Raw genomic sequence first — 19,789 nt, forward strand, 5'->3', positions numbered from 1 at the left:
ATCGGCAGGGCGGCGCTTACGACTGCGACTGCGCTTGTTCGAGAAAGCGCCGCAGGCTCAGCGGGCGCATGTCGGTCCACACTTCGTCGACGTAGGCGACGCATTCGTCCTCGGTGCCGGTCTTGCCGGCTTCGCGCCAGCCGGCGGGCACGGGCCGGTAGGTCGGCCAGATCGAATACTGTTCTTCGTCGTTGATGACGACCGTGTAGACGGTGTCGTGATTGTCGAGGTCTGCCATTTGCGTTCTCCTGGTTGAATCAAACAAATCCGTTATCCGAAGCGAAAGACGAGCCGGCGCTCAGCCGAACGCGGCGCCGCCGTCGATCGCGAGCGTGCGGCCGACGTACGCGTCGCATTCGATGATGAAGCGCAGCCCGAGCCAGATTTCGTCGGTCGACACCATCCGCTTGAGCGGCATCTCGTCGATCAGCCGCGCGCGGGTCGCGGCGTCGAGCGTGGCCGCCATCGGCGTGTCGGTGAGGCCGGGTGCGAGGCCCGCGACGCGCACGCGGTGCTCGGCAAGCTCGAGCGCCCAGGTGCGGGTCAGCGCGTCGAGGCCCGCCTTCGCGGCCGCGTAGTTCGACTGCCCCGCGTTGCCGGCGCTGCTGACCGACGAGATGTTGACGATCAGGCCGTCGGTCGTCGCGCCGGCTTCGAGCCGCGCCGCGACGAACTCCCGCGCGAGCAGGAACGGCCCGGTCAGGTTGATGCCGAGCACGCTTCCCCACTGCGCGGTCGGCAGCTTGCGCGCGTACCGCTGCGCGTCGAGCGTCGCGAGCCGGCCGTCGCGCAGCACGCCCGCGTTGTTGACGAGCAGGTCGGGCACCGCGTCGGCGTCGACGAGTTCGGCCATCGCGGCCGCGACCGCGCGTTCCTGGCTGACGTCGACCGCCATCGTGCGCAGCCGCGTCGGCGCGGCGAGCGCGTCGGCGAGCGCACGCAGGCCGGGCGCGTGGTGGTCGAGCGCGATCACGCGCGCCGCGCCCGCCGCGAGCAGCGCCTCGCAGAAGCGCTTGCCGATGCCGCTGGCCGCGCCCGTGACGAGCGCCGTGGTTCCTTCAATTCGCATCGCTGATTTCCTCGTTGATGACGTCGGTTGCGGGTTGTGCCGCCGCGCGGGACGCCTGCTGGCGGCGCAGCGCGTCGCGTTCGGCGGGCGTCATGTCGCGCAGCCGCAGCCACGCGGCCGCGACTTTCGCCGCCGCGCCCGGCGACGTTTCGTGGCGCTCGATCAGCGCGGCCATGTCGGCCGGCGTGCGGCTCGCGAGCATGTCGCCGAGCGGCGGCTCGACACCGAACAGCTGGATCACGCGCGCGTGGATGCGGGTGAGCAGCAGCGAATTGCCGCCGAGTTCGAAGAAGTCGCTGTCGGGCGCGATCGATGCGTCGTCGAACACCCGCCGCCACAGCGCGCACACCATGTCCTCGAGCGCGTTGACGGCCTGGCGCGCCGGGGCGGCGGCTGGCGGCCGCGCGGGGGCGGCGGCGGCCGCCAGCGCGCGGCGGTCGAGCTTGCCGTTCGCGGTGCGCGGCAGCGCGTCGTGCAGCGCGAACACCTGCGGAACCATGTACGCCGGCAACTGGCGGGCCAGCGCGTCGCGCAGCGGCGCGTCGTCGAACGGCAGCGCCCGGTCGCGCAGCACCAGATGCGCCTCGAGCCCCCACGCGCGGCCGTCGAGCCCGCGCCGCACCGTCGCGGCCGCATCGGCGACGTTGTCGAGCGCGCGCAGATGGGCTTCGACGTCGCCGAGCTCGATCCGGTAGCCGTTGATCTTCACCTGATCGTCCGCGCGGCCGAGCAGCAGCAGCGTGCCGTCCTCGCCGCGCACCGCGAGGTCGCCCGTCGCGTACAGGCGGGCGCCGGGTTCGGGCGACAGCGGATCGGGGCGGAAGCTGCGCGCGGTGCGGCCCGGTGCGCGCGTATAGCCCTGCGCGAGGCCCGCGCCCGCGATCGTCAGCTCGCCGACCACGCCCGGCGGCGTTTCGTGGCCGTCCGCATCGACGACGCGCAGCCGCGTCGCGTCGAGCGCGCCGCCGATGCGGGCGGCCGTGGCCGCGTCGGCGACCGATTGCGCCGCCGACCAGATCGTCGTCTCGGTCGGCCCGTACACGTTCAACAGCGCGACGCCGCGCGCGAGCAACGCGCCGGCCAGATCGGCCGGCAGCGCCTCGCCGCCGCACCACGCGTGAAAGCCCGGCTGCGGACGCCAGTCGGCGGATAGCAGCAGGCGCCACGTGAGCGGCGTCGCCTGCAGCACGGTGGTGCGCTGCTCGGCGAGCGCGCGCGCGAGCGCCACGCCGTTCGCGGCCGTCTCGGCGGACGCGATCGCGAGGTGCGCGCGGGTCACGAGCGGCAGGAAGAGTTCCAGCGCCGCGATGTCGAACGACACGGTCGTCACGCTCGTCAGCACGTCGTCCGCGCCGAGCGGGAAGCGCGCGGCGAAGCTGCGCAGCAGGTTCGCGAGGCCGCCGCGCCGCACGTCGACGCCTTTCGGGCGGCCCGTGCTGCCCGACGTGAAGATCGTGTACGCGAGCGCGTCCGGATGCAGGCGCGGCGCACGGGTGAGTGCGGCGTGGGCGGCAGTCGCGACGCCGTGCGTCAACGGCGCGCCGGCGCCCGACGGCGCGATGACCGGCACGCCTGTTTCATCGAAGCCGGCGTCCGGATGCGCGACGATCGCGACCGGTTTCGCATCGGCGAGCATCATCGCGCGCCGCTCGGCGGGCAGCAGCGGATCGATCGGCACATAGGCGGCGCCGGCGAGCAGCGTGCCGACCAGTGCGGCGAGCAGATCGACCCCGCGCGGCAGACACACGGCAACCGTCGCGCCGGGACCGGCGCCAGCCGCCGCGAGCCGTTCGGCGAGCCGTTCGGCGAGCGCGCCCGCCTCGGCGAACAGCGCGGCGCGAGTAACCGTGCGGTCCGGGCCGCGAACCTCGCTGGCCGGCGCGGCGTCGAGTGCGTCGGCGAACAGGTCGATCAGCGTGTCGGCGTGGGCATTGGCGTGGGCGTCGGCGTGCGGTGCAGCCGCGACCGGCGCGACTTCGGATACGTGAGCGGCGAGCGCGCCGATCGTATCGCCGCGCCCATCCGCGATGCCGGCGGCCAGCTCGACGAGCGCGTCGACCAGTGCGTTCGCGCGCGCGGCGGGCAGCCGCACCGTGTCGTGCACGGCGTCGATGACGAGGCCGTCCGCGTTCGGCTTCACGTACAGCATCAGCGGATAGTTCGACGCCTCGTTCGCTTCGATCGCGCCGATGCGCAGCCCGCCCGCGTGTGCGTGTGCGCCCGCATCGCGGTCGAGCGGATAGTTCTCGTAGACGAACACGCTGTCGAATAACGGCTGCTGCGCGCTCGCGCCGCTCCATCGCTGGACGTCGACGAGGCTGCAGTGCTCGTGCCGCGCCACCGCCGACTGAGCGGCGAACAGCCGACGCAGGAACGTGCCGACGGGCAGCGCGGGGCGGCAGTCGACGCGCACCGGCAGCGTCGAGATCAGCGCGCCGACCATGCGCTCGACGTCGGGCACGTCGGCGCCGCGCCCGGCGAACGTGACGCCGAACGTCACGTCGCGGGTGCGCGCAAGCCGCGACAGCAGCAGCGCATACGCGCCCTCGATCACGGTATTGAGCGTCACGCGCTCGCGCGCGGCGACGGCGTTCAGCGCGGCCGTCAGCGCGGGCGACAGCCGGCGGCGCACCGCGCCCGGCGGCGTGGCGTGCGCGGCCGCGCCGGTGGCGGCGGGCGCGAGGCCGAGATCGAGCGGGGCATGGCGCGGGCCGAGCGTCGCGCGCCAGAATGCCTCGGCGTCGCGCAGGTCCTGCTGCGCGCGCCGCCGCGCGGCGACGAAACGCCCGTACGACGGCGCGGCGGACAGCGACGGCGCGCGGCCGGCCGCGTCCGCCGCATAGCAGTGCGCGACTTCGCCGAGCAGGATCGCCATCGACCAGCCGTCGAGCAGTGCGTGATGATGGGTCCACACGAGACGCCACGGCGCACCGTCGCGGCGCAGCAGCGTGACGCGCATCAGCGGCGGCCGCGCGAGATCGACGCCGCGGGCGCGATCCTCGGCGAGGAACGCGGCGAGCGCCTGCTCGGCGTCGTCATGCGCGTCGATCTCGCGGATGTCGAGCGCGAGCGGCTGCGGCGCGTGCACGCGCTGCAGCGGCTCGTCGAGATCGCGCCACGCGAAGCTCACGCGTAGCGCGTCGTGCCGCGCATAGACGTGCGACCACGCGCGGGCGAGGCGCGCCGGGTCGCACTCGCCGTCGACCGCCGCGACGATCTGCTCCAGGTAGACACCCGCGGCCGCGTCGGCGGCGCGCGCGTGATACAGCATCCCCTGCTGGGTCGACGTCAGGCTCCAGATGTCGACGACAGGCGGCTCGGCGTCGAGCAGCGCCGGCAGCGCATCCGCCGGCACGCTCGCGAGCGGGAAATCGCTCGGCGCCGCCGCGGGCCGCGCGTCGCTGGCGGCGAGCAGCGCGTGCAGCTCGGCCTGCGCACGATCGGCCATGGCGCGCGCCGCGTCGTCGTCGAAGCGCCGCGCGTCGTAGTTCCAGCGCACGACGAGCCGGCCGCTCGCGACGAACGACACCACGTCGAGCGCGAAGCCGCGATCGTTGTCGTCAGCGGCGATCGGGCCGCCGTCTTCGTCGGCGAGCCGGATGCGCGACGCGCTCGGCAGCGCGCCGTCGGTCTGGCCGAGATAGTTGAAGCAGACGTCGGGCAACGCGCACGTCCCGAGCGGATCGTCCGGCCCGGCCGCGTCGTGCAGCCGTCCGTAGCCGCGGCCATGCGCGGGCACCGCGCGCAGCGCGTCCTTCGCCGCGCGCAGGCGAGCGAGCGGCGACGGCGCGTCGAGCCGCTCGATCGCGAGCGGGTAGAGCGTCGTGAACCAGCCGAGCGCGCGCACGAGCGCCGCGTCCGAGCCGTCGCCGCGGCCGTGGTGCTCGACCGTCACGCCGATGCTGTTCGCGCGGGCCGCGTCGGCGAGCGCCGTCGCGAGCGCGGCGAGCAGGAGTTCCTGCGCGCTCGCGTGCAGCCGCGTCGCGGCGTGTTGCAGCAGGCGCGTCGTCGCGTCGGCGTCGAGCGCGTGCTCGACGGTGCGCAGGTCCGCGTAGCGCGCCGCGCCCGCCGGTGCGAGCCGGCCCGCGCGCGCGATGCGCGGCGCGGCCTCGTGCCAGTAGCGCCGTTCGGCGTCGTCGAGCGCGATCGTCGCCTGCGCGCGCGCCCAGGCGACGAAGCCGGACGGCGGCACGGCGACCGGCCGCGCGTGCAGCGCGTCGTGCAGGTCGCTCGTCAGCACGCGCCACGACACGCCATCGACGATCAGGTGGTGCATCACGAGCAAGAGGCGCGCGGAGCCGTCCGCGAAGCCGCGCACGTGGAGCGCGCGGAACAGCGGCGGCGCGGCGAGGTCGAGGCTGCGCTGGGCGTCGCGGGCCAGCGCGGCGAGCTCGGCAGGCGCGCCGTCGGCCGTCACGCGCGCGGTGCGAAACCAGGCATCCGGCGCCGCCGTGTCGGCCAGCAGTTCCTGCGTGACGCCCGCGTCGCCGATCGTGAAGCGCACGCGAAACACGTCGTGTGCGGCGACGACCGCGGCGAGCGCGTCGCGCACCGTGTCGTCGGCGAGTTCGCCCGGCACATCGAGCATCAGCGCCTGGTTCCAGTGCGCGGGCGCAGGCTGGCGCAGCGCGAAGAAGCGCGCCTGCGCGGGCGTGAGCGGCACCGGGCCCGGTTGCGTGGCGGCCTCGGTCTCGGCGCCGGCCCGCACCGCGATGCGCGCGAGCGCGGCGATCGTCGGGTGCTCGAACACGTCGCGCGGCGAGACTTGCCAGCCGCGCTGGCGGGCGCGTGCGCTCACCTGCAGGCTGACGATCGAGTCGCCGCCGAGCGCGAGGAAGTCGTCGTCGACGCCGATCGCGCCGCCGCCGGGCAGCAGCTCGCGCCAGATGTCCGCGAGCATCCGCTCGACCGGCGTGGCGGGCGCGCGCGACGGCGCGGCGCGGCCGGCGGGATCGTCCGCCGGATCGACGGACGGAAAACCGTTGCGGTCGGTCTTGCCGTTCGGCAGCAGCGGCCAGTCGGTCGTCTCGACGAACGCGCCCGGCACGAGCGACGCGGGCAGCCGCTCGCCGAGGAAGCGCCGGTAGTCGGCCGGCGCGATATCGCCGGCAGTACCGGCGGCGGCGTGCCGCTCGATCCACGCGACGAGCCGCACGCTGCCGTCCGGCATCGCGCGCGGCAGCACCGCGCAGCGCCGCACGGCCGGGTGCGTCGCGAGCAGGCTTTCGATCTCGCCTGGCTCGACACGCCAGCCGCGCAGCTTCAGCTGGTGATCGCCGCGGCCGAGATAGTCGAGCTGGCCGTCGGGCAGGCGGCGTGCGAGGTCGCCGGTACGGTACAGGCGGCCGCCGGTCGCGCCCGGCAGCGGGTCGGGGCGGAACCGCCGTGCGGTTTCGCCGGGGCGGCCGTGATAGCCGCGCGCGAGCCCCGCGCCGCCGATCCAGATTTCGCCCGCGACGCCCGCCGGCACGGGCTCCATCTGTGCGTCGAGCAGGAATACGTCGACGTTGTCGATCGGCGTGCCGAGCGACGGCGACGCGAGTTCGCCTGCGTCCGTTGCGTCGTCCCGCTCGACGACGACACAGCTCGTCGCGTCGATGGTCGTCTCGGCCGGGCCGTACAGGTTGACCAACTGCGCGCGCCATGCCTGCCGGAAGCGTTCGGCCGTCGCGCCGCGCAGCGCCTCGCCGCCGACGAACACGCGCGTCACGCGCCGCAGCCGGGCGAGCGCGGCCGGATCGTCGAGGATCACGTCGAGCAGGCTCGGCACGAGCTGCACGACCGTCGCGCCGCTGCGCTCGGCCGCGTCGGCCAGCGCGTTCACGTCGCGCGACGCGTCGGCGGGCGCGAGCGCGAGCGTCGCGCCGCTCGCGAGCGGCGCCCAGAATTCCCACACCGACGCGTCGAAGCTCACTGGCGTTTTCTGCAGCACGACGTCCGTGGCGTCGAGCGGGAAGCGGCGCGCCATCCACTGCATGTGGTTCGCGAGCGCGCCGCGCGACACGGCGATTGGCTTCGGCCGTCCGGTCGAGCCTGACGTGAAGACGAGATACGCGAGCGCGGTATCCGGCACGTCGCGCGCGATCGGCGCGGCGCCGGCCTGCGCGGAATCGGCGCGGAAGTCGTCGAGCAACAGCAGGTCGGCGCGCGGCGCCGGCAACTGCGCGGCCGTTGCTTCGGTTGCGACGACGAGCACGGGCCGCGCATCGTCGAGCGTCATCTGCAGCCGCGCGGCCGGCAGGCGGCCGACGTCGAGCAGGCAATACGCGCCGCCCGCCTTCAGTACGCCGACGAGCGCGACGGCGAGCCGCACGTCGCCCGGCGCGAGCGCGATCGCGACGACCGCGTCCGCGCCGATGCCGCGCGCGATCAGGCGCGCGGCGAGCGCGTCCGACGCGGCGTCGAGCGTGGCGAAGTCGAGTGCAGCGTCGACGCCGCGCACCGCGCAGCGCCGCGGATGCGCGTGTGCGGCGGCGCGCACGCGCGCGAGCAGGTCGCCCGCCGGCACGTCGGCCGGCTCGCCCCGCGACGCGCGCAGCACGGCGTCGTCGGCCGCGGCGAAGCGCGTGCCGGCATCGTCCGGCCGCGCCGCGAAATGCGCGGCCGCCTGCACGTAGGAATCCGCAAGCCATGCCGCCTGCGCGTCGGAGAACGCATCGCGGTCGTAGGACAGCGACACCGTCAGCCCGCGTGCGCCGTCGTTCGTGCGCGTGACCGCAAACGTCGTCGCGCACGGAATCTCGACCGCCTCGTGGCTGCGCGCCTCGAGCACGGTCAGCGCGCCGTCGCGCCGCAACGCGTCGTACGCATGGAAATCGACGAAATTGAACGACGTGTCGAACAGCGGCGTGCGCAGCGGCGCGCGCAGGCCCGCGATCGCGGCCATCGGATAGCGGCGATGCGCGAACGCGTCGGCTTCGGCGGCGGCGACCGCGCGCGCGAGCGCCGTCCAGTCGCGCGCGTCGACGGCGAGCCGGAACGGCAGCGTGTTCAGGAACAGGCCGACCATCGCCGCGCCGTCGGCCTGCTCCGGGCGGCCGTTCGACACGAGGCCCGTCACGACGTCGCGCGCACCGCTCGCGAGCGACAGCACCTGCAGGTGGATCGCAAGCAGCAGCGCCTTGAGCGGCAGCCCGTGGCGCGCCGCATGCGCGCGCAGCGCGGCGACGGTCGCGTCCGGCAGCGCGCGATCGTGCCGGCCGGCGCGCGGCGAATGCGGATCGCGCGCCGGATGCGGCCAGCGCGGCAGCGCGGCGGACGGCGCGCCGGCCAGCCGTTCGGTCCAGAAGCGGCGCGTCTCGGCGTCGTCGAGCGCGGCTTGCTCCAGCCGCACGAATTCGCGGTACGGCGTGGCCGGCGCGACGAGCTCGCCGCCGCCGACCAGCGTCGCGAAATCGGCGAGCAACCGCGCGACGCTCCAGCCGTCGAGGATCGCGTGATGGAACGCGATGCCGATCTGCCAATCGTCGCCGCCGAGCGCCTGCAGCACGATGCGCAGCGGCGACGGCTGCCGCGGGTCGCAGCGCTCGGCGCGCAGCCGCTCGAGCAGGCCGGTGAAGCGGCGTTCGCGTTCGAGCGGGTCGAGCGCGCTCAGGTCCTCGAGATCCCAGCGCGGCGTCGCGCGCGCATGGACGAGCTGCAGCGGCCGCTCGACGCCGTCGAGCAGGAAGCGCGTGCGCAGCACCGGATGCGCGGCGGCGAGCGCGGCGAGCGCCGCGGGAACGCGCTCGACGTCGATGCGGGCCCGCACGTGGAAGCACATCGCGTCGTAGTACAGGTCCCGTTCGTCGCCCGATTCGGCGTGGTGCAGCATGCCGGCCTGCAGGCGCGCGAGCGGGTACGCATCCTCGATGTCCGGCGGCAGGCGGCGGCGCTCGTCGTCACCGATCAGCGAGAACGGCGCGGCCTGCGGCGCGCTTTCGCGCGGCGCGGGCGCGTGTTGCCCGTCGCGCGGCTTCGCGACCAGCAGCGCCTCGATCGTCCGGTGCCGGAACAGGTCGGCGATGTCGATGTCGAAGCCGCGCTCGCGCGCGAGGCCGGCGACGCGGATACTGCGGATCGAATCGCCGCCGAGCGCGAAATAGTCGTCGCGCACGCCGACCGTGTCGACGCCGAGCGCTTCGCGCCAGACGGCCGCGAGCGCTTCCTCGTCGGCGTTGCGCGGCGCGACGTGCGCATCCGCCGCGCGGGCCGGCGCGGGCAGCGCGCGCCGGTCGAGCTTGCCGTTCGACGTCAGCGCGAACGCGGGCGTCGCGATCAGGAACGACGGCACTTCGTGCGCGGGCAGCCGCGCGTCGAGATGGCGGCGCAGCGCGTCGACGTCGACCGTGACGCCGGGGCGCGCGACGAACCACGCGCACAGGCGCGCGTCCCGGGCCGCCGCATCGCTGCGCTCGGCCGCGACGAACGCGTCGGCGACGTCCGGATACGCGAGCAGCGCCGCGCGGACTTCGTTCGGCTCGATCCGGTGGCCGCGGATCTTGAGCGCATCGTCGCCGCGGCCGACGTACACGAGCTCGCCGTGCGCGTCGCGCCGCGCGAGATCGCCGGAATGGTAGACGCGCGCCGCGCCGACGCCCGTGAAGCGCTGCGCGGTGAGTGCCGGCCGGTTCAGGTAGCCGAGCGCGACGCCCGCGCCGCCGACCAGGATCTCGCCCGTCGCGCCGTCGGGCACGTCGTGGCCGCACGCGTCGACGACGCGGATCGTCAGGTCCGCGAGCGGCTCGCCGATCGGCGACGCATCGGCGTCCACGTCCTGCGCGCGCATCGTGCGCAGCGTCGCGTGCACGGTGATCTCGGTGATCCCGTACAGGTTGTTCAGGTGCGGCGTCGCGTCGCCGCGCCGCGCGATCCAGCCGGCGAGGTCGCGCGGATGCAGCGCCTCGCCGCCGAACACGACGTGGCGCAGCGCGAGCGCGGGCCGCCGCTCGGCATCGGCCGCGTCGAGCATCCGGAACGACGACGGCGTCTGGCTCAGCATCGTCACGCGCTCGGCGTCCAGCAGCGCGAGCAGCGCACGCGGATCGCGCGCGGTCTCCCGCGAGGCGATCACGGCGCGTCCGCCGTGCAGCAGCGCGCCCCACAGCTCCCAGACGGAGAAGTCGAACGCGAACGAATGCGTGCAGCTCCACGTATCGTGCGGGCCGAAGCCGAAGTGCGCGCGCGTCACGGCGAACAGGCGGCTCACGTTGTCGTGGCTGACGAGCACGCCTTTCGGCTGGCCGGTCGAGCCCGACGTGTAGATCACATAGGCCGGCTGGTCGCGCCCGACCGGCTCGAACGCGGTGTCGGCGGCCGGCGCCGGCCAACTGTCGACGTCGTCGATCAGCAGCAGGTCGCAGCCTTGCGGCGCGCGCGCGGCGGTCGAGCGCACCGCGAGCAACTGGCGCGCGCCGCTGTCGGCGACGAGGTACGCGAGCCGTTCGTCCGGATGCGTGCTGTCGAGCGGCACGTAGCAGCCGCCCGCGAGCAGCACGCCGAGCATCGCCGCGACGGCCGATGCGTCGCGCTCGAGCAGCAGCGCCACGCGATCGCCGCGCGCGAGGCCGGCCGCGCGCAGCCGCGCGGCGATCGCGCGGGCGTGCGCGGCAAGCTGCGCGTAGGATGCGTGGCCGCCCGGATGCGTGACGGCGATGCGCTCGCCCGCGTCGGCGGCGACCGCGAGAAACTGTTGCGCGAGGCCAAGGGCGGGCGTCGGGCGTTCGGCGGCCGCCGGCACCGGCGGCGCTGCCGGCCGTTGCGGCCGCAGGCCGATGTCGCGCAGCGGCGCCGCCGCGTGCTCGACGAACGCATGCACGACATGCAGCACCGCGTCGAGCACGCCTTGCGCCGCGTGCGCGTCGATGCGCGCCTCGTCGAAGCCGAGCTTCACGCCGATGCTATCCGGCCCCGGCGCGAAGCTCAGCGTCAGCGGCAGGTGCGTGTGCTCTTCCTGCTGGACCTCCGAGATCCGGAAGCCGACGTCGGCCGATTCGAGCGCGTCCTGCAGCGGGAAGTTGTCGACCGCGACCAGGCATTCGAACAGCGGCCGGTCCGGCGCGACGCCGGCCGCGTCGCGCACGTCGGGCAGCGCGCAATGCGCGAGCCGCAGCAGGCCGTGCTGGCCGCGCTGCACGTCGCCGAGCCACTCGGCGACGCTCGGTGCGTCCGGCACCGCGACCCGGAACGGCACGGTGTTCGCGAGCAGCCCCACCATCTGCTGGATGCCGTCGACGGGCGCGGTGCGGCCCGACAGCACGAGCCCGAACACGGCTTCGCCGGCGCGCGCGAGGCGGCTCAGCACGAACGCGCACGCACCGATCAGCACGGTGCCGGCGGTCACGCGCGCCGCTGCCGCGAGCCGCGCGACGTCGGCCGCGGGCAGCGCGGCGCGCAGCGCGCGCATGCGCCGGCCGTCCTCGCCGGGCCGCGCCGGGCGATCGACGCCGAGCGGCATCGGCAGGCTCGCGCCGTCGAGCAGCGTGCGCCACGCGTCGACGTCCCGTGCGCGATCCTGCGCGCCGAGCCAGTCGACGTAATCGGCGAAGCGGGCGGTGACGGGCGGCGCCGTGTGCGCCGGATGCGCGTAGAGCGCAAAGAAATCCTTCAGCACGAGCGGCAGCGACCAGCCGTCGATGATCACGTGATGGTGGGTCCAGACCAGCGTCCAGCGCATGTCCTCGTCGCGGATCAGCGCGACCCGCATCAGCGGCGGACGGTTCAGCCGGAAGCCCTGCCGGCGCTGTTCGTCGGCGAAGCGGGCGAGCGCGTCGGCGCGGGCGGCGGCGGAGCGCTCGCGCCAGTCCTCGACGGTCAGCGGCACCGTCGCATCGGTGAACACGACTTGCCGGGGCTCCGACTGGCCGCGCGTGACGAACGCGCTGCGCAGCGTCTCGTGACGGCGCACGAGCGCCGCGAGCGCGGCGCGGAAGCGCTCGGGATCGACGTCGCCGTCGAGCCGGCAGACGATCTGCTCGAGATACGCGGGGCTGTCGGGCGCCGCGAGTGCGTGAAACAGCATGCCGCGCTGCAGCGGCGACAGCCCGGTGATGCGTTCCACGGCGGGAACGGATCGCGGGTCGGAAACGGCGGGGCGGTTCTGAGCTTGGCTCATTCGGTATCCGTGAGGTCGAGAAGCAGGGCATCGAGTTCGGCAGGCTGCAACTGCTCGCCGCCCGGAAGCGGCGACGCAGCAGGCGATGCGTCGGGGGCCGTCGCGGCTTGCGCCGCGAGATGCGCGCACAGGGCGCGCAGCGCGTCGTCGGTCAGCGCGGCGAGGCGTTCGATGTCGGGCGGCGTGGCGGTCGCCGCACCGTCTGTACCGTCGGTCGGCACGCCGCTGTACGCGAAGCGAATCGACAGCGCGCCGGTCGTGATCGCCGCGTCGATTGCGAGCGGATGCAGCACCGGGTCGTCGGGCGCGCGGCCGTCCGGCAGGCCCTCCGCCACGACGCGCGCGCCGAGTTCGGGCAGCGCGCCGGCGTCGCCGTCGGCGGCGGTGCCGAGATAGTTCCAGCTGACCGCGCGCGGATGCGCATCGGCGAGCGTGCCGTGCTGCGTCAGCACGCCGAAGCCGACGCCGCCGTCCGGCACCGCGCGCAGCAGCGCCTTCGCGCGAACGATCGCGGCGTCCCAGTCGTCGTCGGCTTCGATGCGCAGCGGGTAGACGCAGGTGAACCAGCCGACCGTCTGCGACACGTCGGCGTCGATGCCCGCGGGCGCCTGCCGGCCGTGGCCTTCGACGTCGACCTGCCACGCGGCGGCGCCGGTCCAGCGCTGCCATGCGTGTGCGAGCGCGGCCAGCAGCAGTTCGTGCGTGCGGGTGTCGCGCACGCGGTTGAGCGGGCCGTTCAGCCGGGCGGTGAATTCGGCGTCGAACCCGAGCCGCACGATGTCGAGCGCGCCGACGCGGCCCGGTGCGCCGAGCGTGTCGGTGGCGTCGCGTGACGGCGCGGCCAGCATCGCTTCCCAGAAGCCGCGCTCGCTCTCGCGGGCGGTGGCGGTCGCGGCGAGCGCGTCGTTCCAGCGGCGGTAGCTCGTCGCGCGCGGCGCGGGTGGCAGCGGTTCGCCGCGCCGGATGGCGCCATGGCAGGCGTCGAGATCGGCGAGCAGGATGCGCCACGACGCGACGTCCATCACCAGATGGTGGGCGACGACGACCAGCTCCGGCGCGCCGCTCGGGCCCTGCGGCACGTACGCGGCATGCGCGACGGGGCCGCGCACCGGATCGAGCGTCGCCTGCAACGCGGCCGCGTACGCGCCGAGCGCTGCGTCGTCGGCGAGCGCCGCGGGCGCGATCGAAAGCGGCAGCAGCGCGGCGCCGTCGCGCGGCGCATAGCGCTGCCGCCAGCCGTGGGCATCCCGTTCGACGCGCAGCCGCAGCGCGTCGTGACGCAGCGCGAGCGCGGCCAGCGTGCGGGCGAGCGTGGGGGGATCGAGCGGCGCCGCGAGCGCGAGCCGCACGTCGATCGTGAAGCGTCGCGGCGCGTCGATGCCGGCCGCGCCGCGTTCGAGGAACCAGCGCTGGATCGGCGCGAGCGGCACGTCGGCCGCGTCGGGTTCCGGCTCGGCCGCGCGCACCGGCGCCTGCGCCGCGTCGCGTGCGCGACAGAGGTCGGCGATCGCGCGCGGCGTGCGCAGCTCCAGCACTTCGCCCGCGCCGACCCGGATACCGTGCCGCAGCAGCGTCGCGCCGACCTGCAACGCGAGAATCGAGTCGCCGCCGAGCACGAAATAGTCGTCGTCGACGCGCGCATCGGGTACGCCGAGCACCTGGCGGAACGCGTCGCGCACCCAGCGCTCGACATCGTCGCGCGGCGCGTCGACGGCTGCGTCATCGGCCGTGCGCGGCGCGGGCGCGTGCGCCTCGCGCAGCGCCGCGCGATCGATCTTGCCCGACGCCGTGAGCGGCCATGCCGTCACGGCGACGAAGCGCGCCGGCACTTCGTGCGGCGCGAGCGAATGCGCGGCCAGCGTGCGCAGCGCGTCGGCGTCGAACCCGGCGGCGTCGCGCGGAATCACGAACGCGGTCAGTTCCGGGCGACGCCCGGTTTCGGTCACGTCGACCAGCGCCTCGCGCACCGCCGGATCGCGCAGCAACACGCCGGCGATGCCGTCCGGGTCGATCCGGTAGCCGCGCAACTTCACATGGCCGCCCGCGCGGCCGAGATAGCGGATCGAACCGTCCGCGAGCGTGACGCCGCGGTCGCCGGTCCGGTACAGGCGAGCGCCGGGCTCGCCCGACGTCGGGTCCGGCACGAAGCTCGCGGCGGTGAGCCCGGCGCGGCCGAGATAACCGCGCGCAAGCGCGGGCCCGCCGACGCAGATCTCGCCGGCAACGCCGATCGGCGCCACCCCGAGCCATTCGTCGAGCACGACGGTCCGCACGCCGTCGATGCCCGCACCGATCGGCGGCAGCGGCTCGTGCGCGTCGCAGACGTGCAGGCTCGCGCAGACGGTCGCTTCGCTCGGCCCGTACGCATTGACGACGCGCCGGCCGCGCGCCCAGCGCGCGAGCAGCCCGGCGGGCGCGGCCTCGCCGGCGGCGACGATCGTTTCGACGCCGGCGAGCGCGGCGTCGTCGAGCGCCGCGAGGAGCGACGGCGGCAAGGTGACGTGCGTGACGCTGCCCTTGCGGGCGGCGTCGAGCAGCGCGTCCGACGTGCCGCTCTGCTTCGCGCCTTCGGGCGGCAGCACGAGTGCGGCGCCGCTCGACAGTGCGGTGAAGATCTCCGCGACCGACGCGTCGAACGTGAGCGGCGGGAACAGGAAGATGCGGCTCCCCGCGTCGACCGCGAACCCCGCGTGCATCGCGCGGCACATGTTCGCGATCCCCGCGTGCGTGACGCCGACGCCTTTCGGCTCGCCGGTCGAGCCGGACGTGTAGATCACGTACGCGAGGCTCGACGACGGCGGCGGCGGTGCGTCCGCTTCCCGTTCCGACAGGTCGCCGGCGGCTTCGAGCAGGCCCGCGACGCGCAGCGCGACGACACCGTCCGCGTCGGGCGGCGTTGCGTCGTCCGGGACGATCACGAAGCGCGCGCCGGCGTCGCGCAGCATGTAGCTCAGGCGCGCCGGCGGATAGTGCGGATCGAGCGGCAGATACGCGGCGCCCGCCTTCAGGATGCCGAGCAGCGCGGCGATCGCGTTCGCGCCGCGCGGCAGCATCATCCCGACGACCGTCTCCGGCCCGGCGCCGAGCCGGCGCAGGTGCGCGGCGACGGTGCTGGCGCGCTGCGCGAGCGCCGCGTAGGTCAGCGTGGCCGCCGGCGTGATCAGCGCGGGTGCGTCCGGCTGGCGCGCGGCAGTGCGCTCGAACAGCGCGTGCGCGAGCGGCGCGTCGGGCGTCGCGTCATCGTGCCGGGCGAGCGCGGCCCACGCGGCGTCGGGCCGCGCGGCCGGCTCGTCGCCGACTTCGGCCAGCGTCGCGTCGGGCGTCGCGGCGAACCGCTCGACGAGCCGCGCGAGCCGTTCGACGAGCGCCGTCGCCTGCGCGTCCGGATAGCGGTTCGCGTCGTATTCGAGCCGCAGCGCGAAGCGCTCGCCGGGAATGATCGCGAGCGTGACCGGGTAATTCGTGTGCTCGTGATAGTCGGGTCGCGCGAACACGAGGCCGTCGGGCGCGGCGAAGTCGCCTTCGACCGGATAGTTCTCGAACACGACGAGCGTATCGAACAGCTCGTTCGTGTCCGCGCCGGCCGCGCGCAGGATGTCGGACAGGCGCTCGTGCTCGCTCGCATGCAGTTCGGCGAGCGCCTGCTGCACACGCGCGAGCAGCGCGCGCACGGTCTGCGCCGGCGCGAGCGTCACGCGCAGCGGCAGCGTGTTGATGAACAGGCCGATCATCGCGTCGGCGCCCGGCGCACCGCTCGAGCGGCCCGACAACGTGACGCCGAACGCAACGTCGGCGCCGACGCCGCTGCGCGCGAGCAGCAGCGCCCACGCGGCGTCGAACACGGTGCTCGGCGTCACGCCCGCGTCACGCGCGAGCCGCTCGATCGCGTCGCTCGCTTCGTGCGTCAGCGCGACGTCGTGGCGCGCCTGGCGCGCCGGCCCGCGCGCGGGCGCGGCGAGGCGGGCGGGCGCGAGCCCCGCGAGGCGGGCGCGCCACGCTTCGTGCGTCGCACCCGGTGCGCGCAACGCCAGCCACGCGAGATGGTCGGCGAACCGGCGGGGCGCGGGCAGCGCCGCGTCGCGCCCCGTATAGATCGCGATCAGCTCGCGGAAGAACACCGGGATCGACCAGCCGTCGAGCAGGATGTGATGGAAGCTCCACAGCCAGCGATGCCGTTGCGGGCCGAGCGTCGCGATCGTCAGCCGCATCAGCGGCGGGCGCGCGAGGTCGAACGGCTGCGCGGCGTCGTCGCGCAGCCATTGCGCGAGCCGTGCGTCCTGCGCGGCGGGCGTGGCGGCGTCGGACCAGTCGAGCCATGCGACCGGCAGCGTCAGGTGTGCGTCGACGAACTGGATCGGCCGGCCGCCCGCACGCGCGACGAAGCCCGCGCGCAATGCGTCGTGCCGCGCGAGCATCGCCTGCCAGGCGGCCGCGAAGCGCGGCAGGTCGAGCGGGCCGTCGACGACGGCCGTGATCTGCTCGTGGAATGCGCGCGAGTCGCGATGAATGCTCGTCTCGAACAGCATGCCTTCCTGCAGCGGTGTGAGGCTGGCCAGCATCGCCGCGTGGGCGACCTCGGGCGCAAGTTCGTCCATCTCGCGCTGCGCGACGCGTGCGAGTGGATGGTCGGCCGCGAGCCGTGGCGCGGCGGCGATCGTATCGAGCAGCGCGTCGAGCCGCGCGATCCAGCGCTGCGCCGCGTCGTGCACGCGCTGCGGATCGAGCACTTGCGGCGCATAGCGCCAGTCCATCCGCAGTTCGCCGTCGATCACGCTCGCGACCACGTCGAGCGTGAAGCTGCGGCGGTTCATCGCGCCGCGCTCGCCGGCGATCAGGTCCGGACGCAACGCGAACGTGCCGTTCGCCGGGCGGCCGATCACGCCGAGGAAGTTGAAGCTGATCTCGGGCAGGCCGGCGGCGTCGAGGCGTTGCCGTGCGTCGGTCGAGGCGCCGAGCCAGCGCGCGAGGCCGTATTCGTGGCGGCGCGGTGCGAGCGCGGCGAGAGCGTGGGCGGCGCGCGCGAGCAGGTCGAGCGGCGCGTCGTCCCGCAGGCAGCCGTCGAGCACGAGCGGGCTGAGCGCGGTGAACCAGCCGACGAGCGACGATGCGTCGACGCCGTATTCGCCGTCCCGGCCGTGATGTTCGAGCGTCAGCGCGACGCGCTCGCTGTCGAGTGCGGGCGCGAGCGCCGCGCACAGCGACGCGATCAGGATCGCCTGGGTGCGCGAACGCTGGCCGCCTGGGCCGGCGTCGAGCAGGCGCGCGGTCTGCTGCGGCGACAGCCGCCACGTGTCGACCCGCGTATCGGCTTCGAGGCCCGGGGCCGGCGCGCGCGTCGGCAGCGCCGCGAAGCCGCCTGCGGCGAGCGCGAGCCACGGCGCAGGGTCGGCCGCCAGCGCGGCGACGCTCGCCGCGCGATGCCAGTCCGCGAGCGACGCGGCCGGAGCCGGCGGCGGCACGTCGCCCGCGAGCGATGCGGCGAGCTGATGCAGCAGCACCGACCACGAGAACGCGTCGACGGCGACGTGATGCACGGCGAGCGCGAGCAGCGCCGGCGCGCCGTCGCGGTGGATCAGCGCGGCGCACGCGAGCGGGCCGTTGCGCAGGTCGAGCCGCGCGGCGAGCGACGCGACGGTCGCGCGCGCGTCGTCGTCGTTCGCGGCCGTGCACACGTCGAGCGGAAAGTGTTCGGTTTCGGTCGGCCGGCCGCCGTCGCCATCGTCCGGCGCGAAGGTGACGCTCGCGCGGCCTGCGTCGAGCGTCACGCGCTGGCGCAGCGCCGCGTGCCGCGCGGCCAGCTGCCGCAACGCGTCGCGCAGCGGCTCGGGCGCGATCGCGTGGGTCGTCTCGACGACGATCGTCTGCGCCCAGTGATTCGGCTCGGCCAGGCCGAACTGCGCGAACCACGCGACGATCGGCGTCGGCGGCAGCGGGGCATCCGCGTGCGGCTCGCCGGCCGCGTGCGATGCGGCCAGCGGCGCGTGGTCGCGCGGCGCGCGATCGAGTTCGTCGGCGAGCGCGCGCAGGGTGGCGCCGCCGAGCATCTGGCCAGGCGTCAGGTGCAACCCCTTTCCGCGCGCCTCGACGATCGCGCGCAGCGCACTCAGGCTGTCTCCGCCGAGCGAGAAGAAGCTGTCGTCGCGGCCGGGCTCGCGGCCCAGGATGCGGGCCCAGACCTCGGCGAGCGCCTGCTCGGTCGCGGTAGCGGGTGGCGTGGGGGACGCGTCGGCGTGGCTGTCTGCCGTTGCGTCGGGCGCCGCTGCGTCGGAGGCCGGCGCGGCGGACGCAGGCTGCGGGGCCGCGAGCCCCGGCAGCGGCAGCCGCGCGATCGGCGCGAGCGGGGCGCGCAACGCCGCGTCGAGCAGGTCGGCGAAGCTGGCGAGCCACGCGTCGGCGGTCGGCGCATCGAGCACGTCGCAGCGATGCTCGAGCGCCGCATGCAGCCCATTCGCACGCGGCTCCAGGATCATCGTCAGGTCGAATTTCGCGGCGGCGGGATACACGGGCACGACCTCGAGCGACAGCGTGCCGAGCGTCGGCGCGCGCAGCGGGGCGCTCTGCAGCGCGAACAGCGCGTGGAACAGCGGCGTGTCGACCGCGTCGCGCGCATGCCGTCGCGCGACCTCGTCGAACGGCGCGCGCGAATGCGCGAACGCTTCCAGCACGACGCCGCGGCAGCGCGCAACCAGCGTCGCGAAATCGGGTTCGCCCGACAGGTCGACGTCGAGCACGAGCGTATTCGCGAAGAAGCCGATCATCGGCTCGAATTCCGGGCGCAGCCGGTTCGCGACCGGCGTGCCGATCGCAAGCCGCGACGCGCCGCTCGCGCGATGCAGCAACGCGGCGAACGCGGCGAGCAGCACGACGAACGGCGTCGTGTCCGCTTCGCGCGCACATTGCTCGACCCGCCCGGCGTGCAGCGTGGCGAGCGGGCGCTGCGTCGTCCGTCCGGGCACCGCGCGCCGTGCGGCCGGTGCGGCCGCGCGCGGCAACGGCAACGGCGCGAGCGGTGCGAGCCGGCTTGCCCAGAAATCGACGTCGGCCGTCAACGCGTCGCCGGCTTCTTCTTCCCAGGTCGCGTAATCGCCGTACTGGAGCTCGGGCTCGTCGGGCGCGCCCGCCGCGACGCCGGTTTCGAACGCGTATTGCGCATCCAGCTCGCCGACGATCCGGTCGAGCGACCAGCCGTCGCACGCGATGTGATGGATCACCAGCGACAGCACGTGCTCGTCCGGTGCGAGCGCGAACAGCGTCGCGCGCAGCATCTGCGGGCGGTGCAGGTCGAACGGCGTCGCCGCGTCGGCCGCAAGGCGCGCGTGCAGCGCGTCGCGCGCGAGCGGTTCGCGCGCCAGCTCGAACGGGGCGTGCGGATGCACGAACTGCATCGGCTGGCCGTCGACCGCGCCGTAGCTGGTGCGCAGGATTTCGTGGCGGCGCACGAGCGCGTCGAGGCTGCGCGCGAGCGCGTCGGCGTCGAGCGCACCGACGATACGCAGCGCGAGCGGGATCGCGTAGGCGGTCGAGTCCGGGTCGAGCTGCGCGAGCATCCACAGGCGCCGTTGCGCGCGCGATTGCGGAAAGACGAAGACGTCGTGCGTGTCGAGCGGATCGCGGTTCGTTTGCGTCAT

General features: G+C 74.8%; 4 protein-coding genes. All 4 read right to left on the minus strand.

Annotation, left to right across the window (positions count from 1 at the left end):
• Positions 1-16: 16 nt before the first annotated feature.
• The 4 genes from HWX03_RS28485 to HWX03_RS28500 are packed head-to-tail and all read right to left on the minus strand — an operon-like array spanning position 17 to position 19,789.
• A complete protein-coding gene (locus tag HWX03_RS28485; protein ID WP_174433773.1) occupies positions 17-238 on the minus strand; it encodes an MbtH family protein in 222 nt (73 codons plus the stop codon).
• Positions 239-298: 60 nt separating this feature from the next.
• Complete coding sequence (locus tag HWX03_RS28490) at positions 299-1,069, minus strand: SDR family NAD(P)-dependent oxidoreductase (RefSeq protein WP_174433774.1); 771 nt, start codon at positions 1,067-1,069, stop codon at positions 299-301.
• Positions 1,059-12,107, minus strand: coding sequence for a non-ribosomal peptide synthetase (locus HWX03_RS28495; protein WP_175873555.1), 11,049 nt, complete (start codon positions 12,105-12,107; stop codon positions 1,059-1,061). Before HWX03_RS28495 ends, HWX03_RS28490 begins: the two co-directional genes overlap by 11 nt.
• Before the next feature lie 50 nt (positions 12,108-12,157).
• Positions 12,158-19,789 carry a non-ribosomal peptide synthetase gene (locus HWX03_RS28500; protein ID WP_175873556.1) on the minus strand — a complete coding sequence of 2,544 codons (7,632 nt, stop codon included), beginning with the start codon at positions 19,787-19,789 and terminating at the stop codon, positions 12,158-12,160.

Origin of the sequence: Burkholderia sp. BCC0397 (assembly GCF_902832865.1) — a bacterium.
Lineage (GTDB): Bacteria > Pseudomonadota > Gammaproteobacteria > Burkholderiales > Burkholderiaceae > Burkholderia.

Bases quoted from the DNA above. Each gene is read 5' to 3' on its own strand.
- HWX03_RS28485 (WP_174433773.1), bottom strand. From the start codon at position 238: ATGGCAGACCTCGACAATCACGACACCGTCTACACGGTCGTCATCAAC.
- HWX03_RS28490 (WP_174433774.1), bottom strand. From the start codon at position 1,069: ATGCGAATTGAAGGAACCACGGCGCTCGTCACGGGCGCGGCCAGCGGC.
- HWX03_RS28500 (WP_175873556.1), bottom strand. From the start codon at position 19,789: ATGACGCAAACGAACCGCGATCCGCTCGACACGCACGACGTCTTCGTC.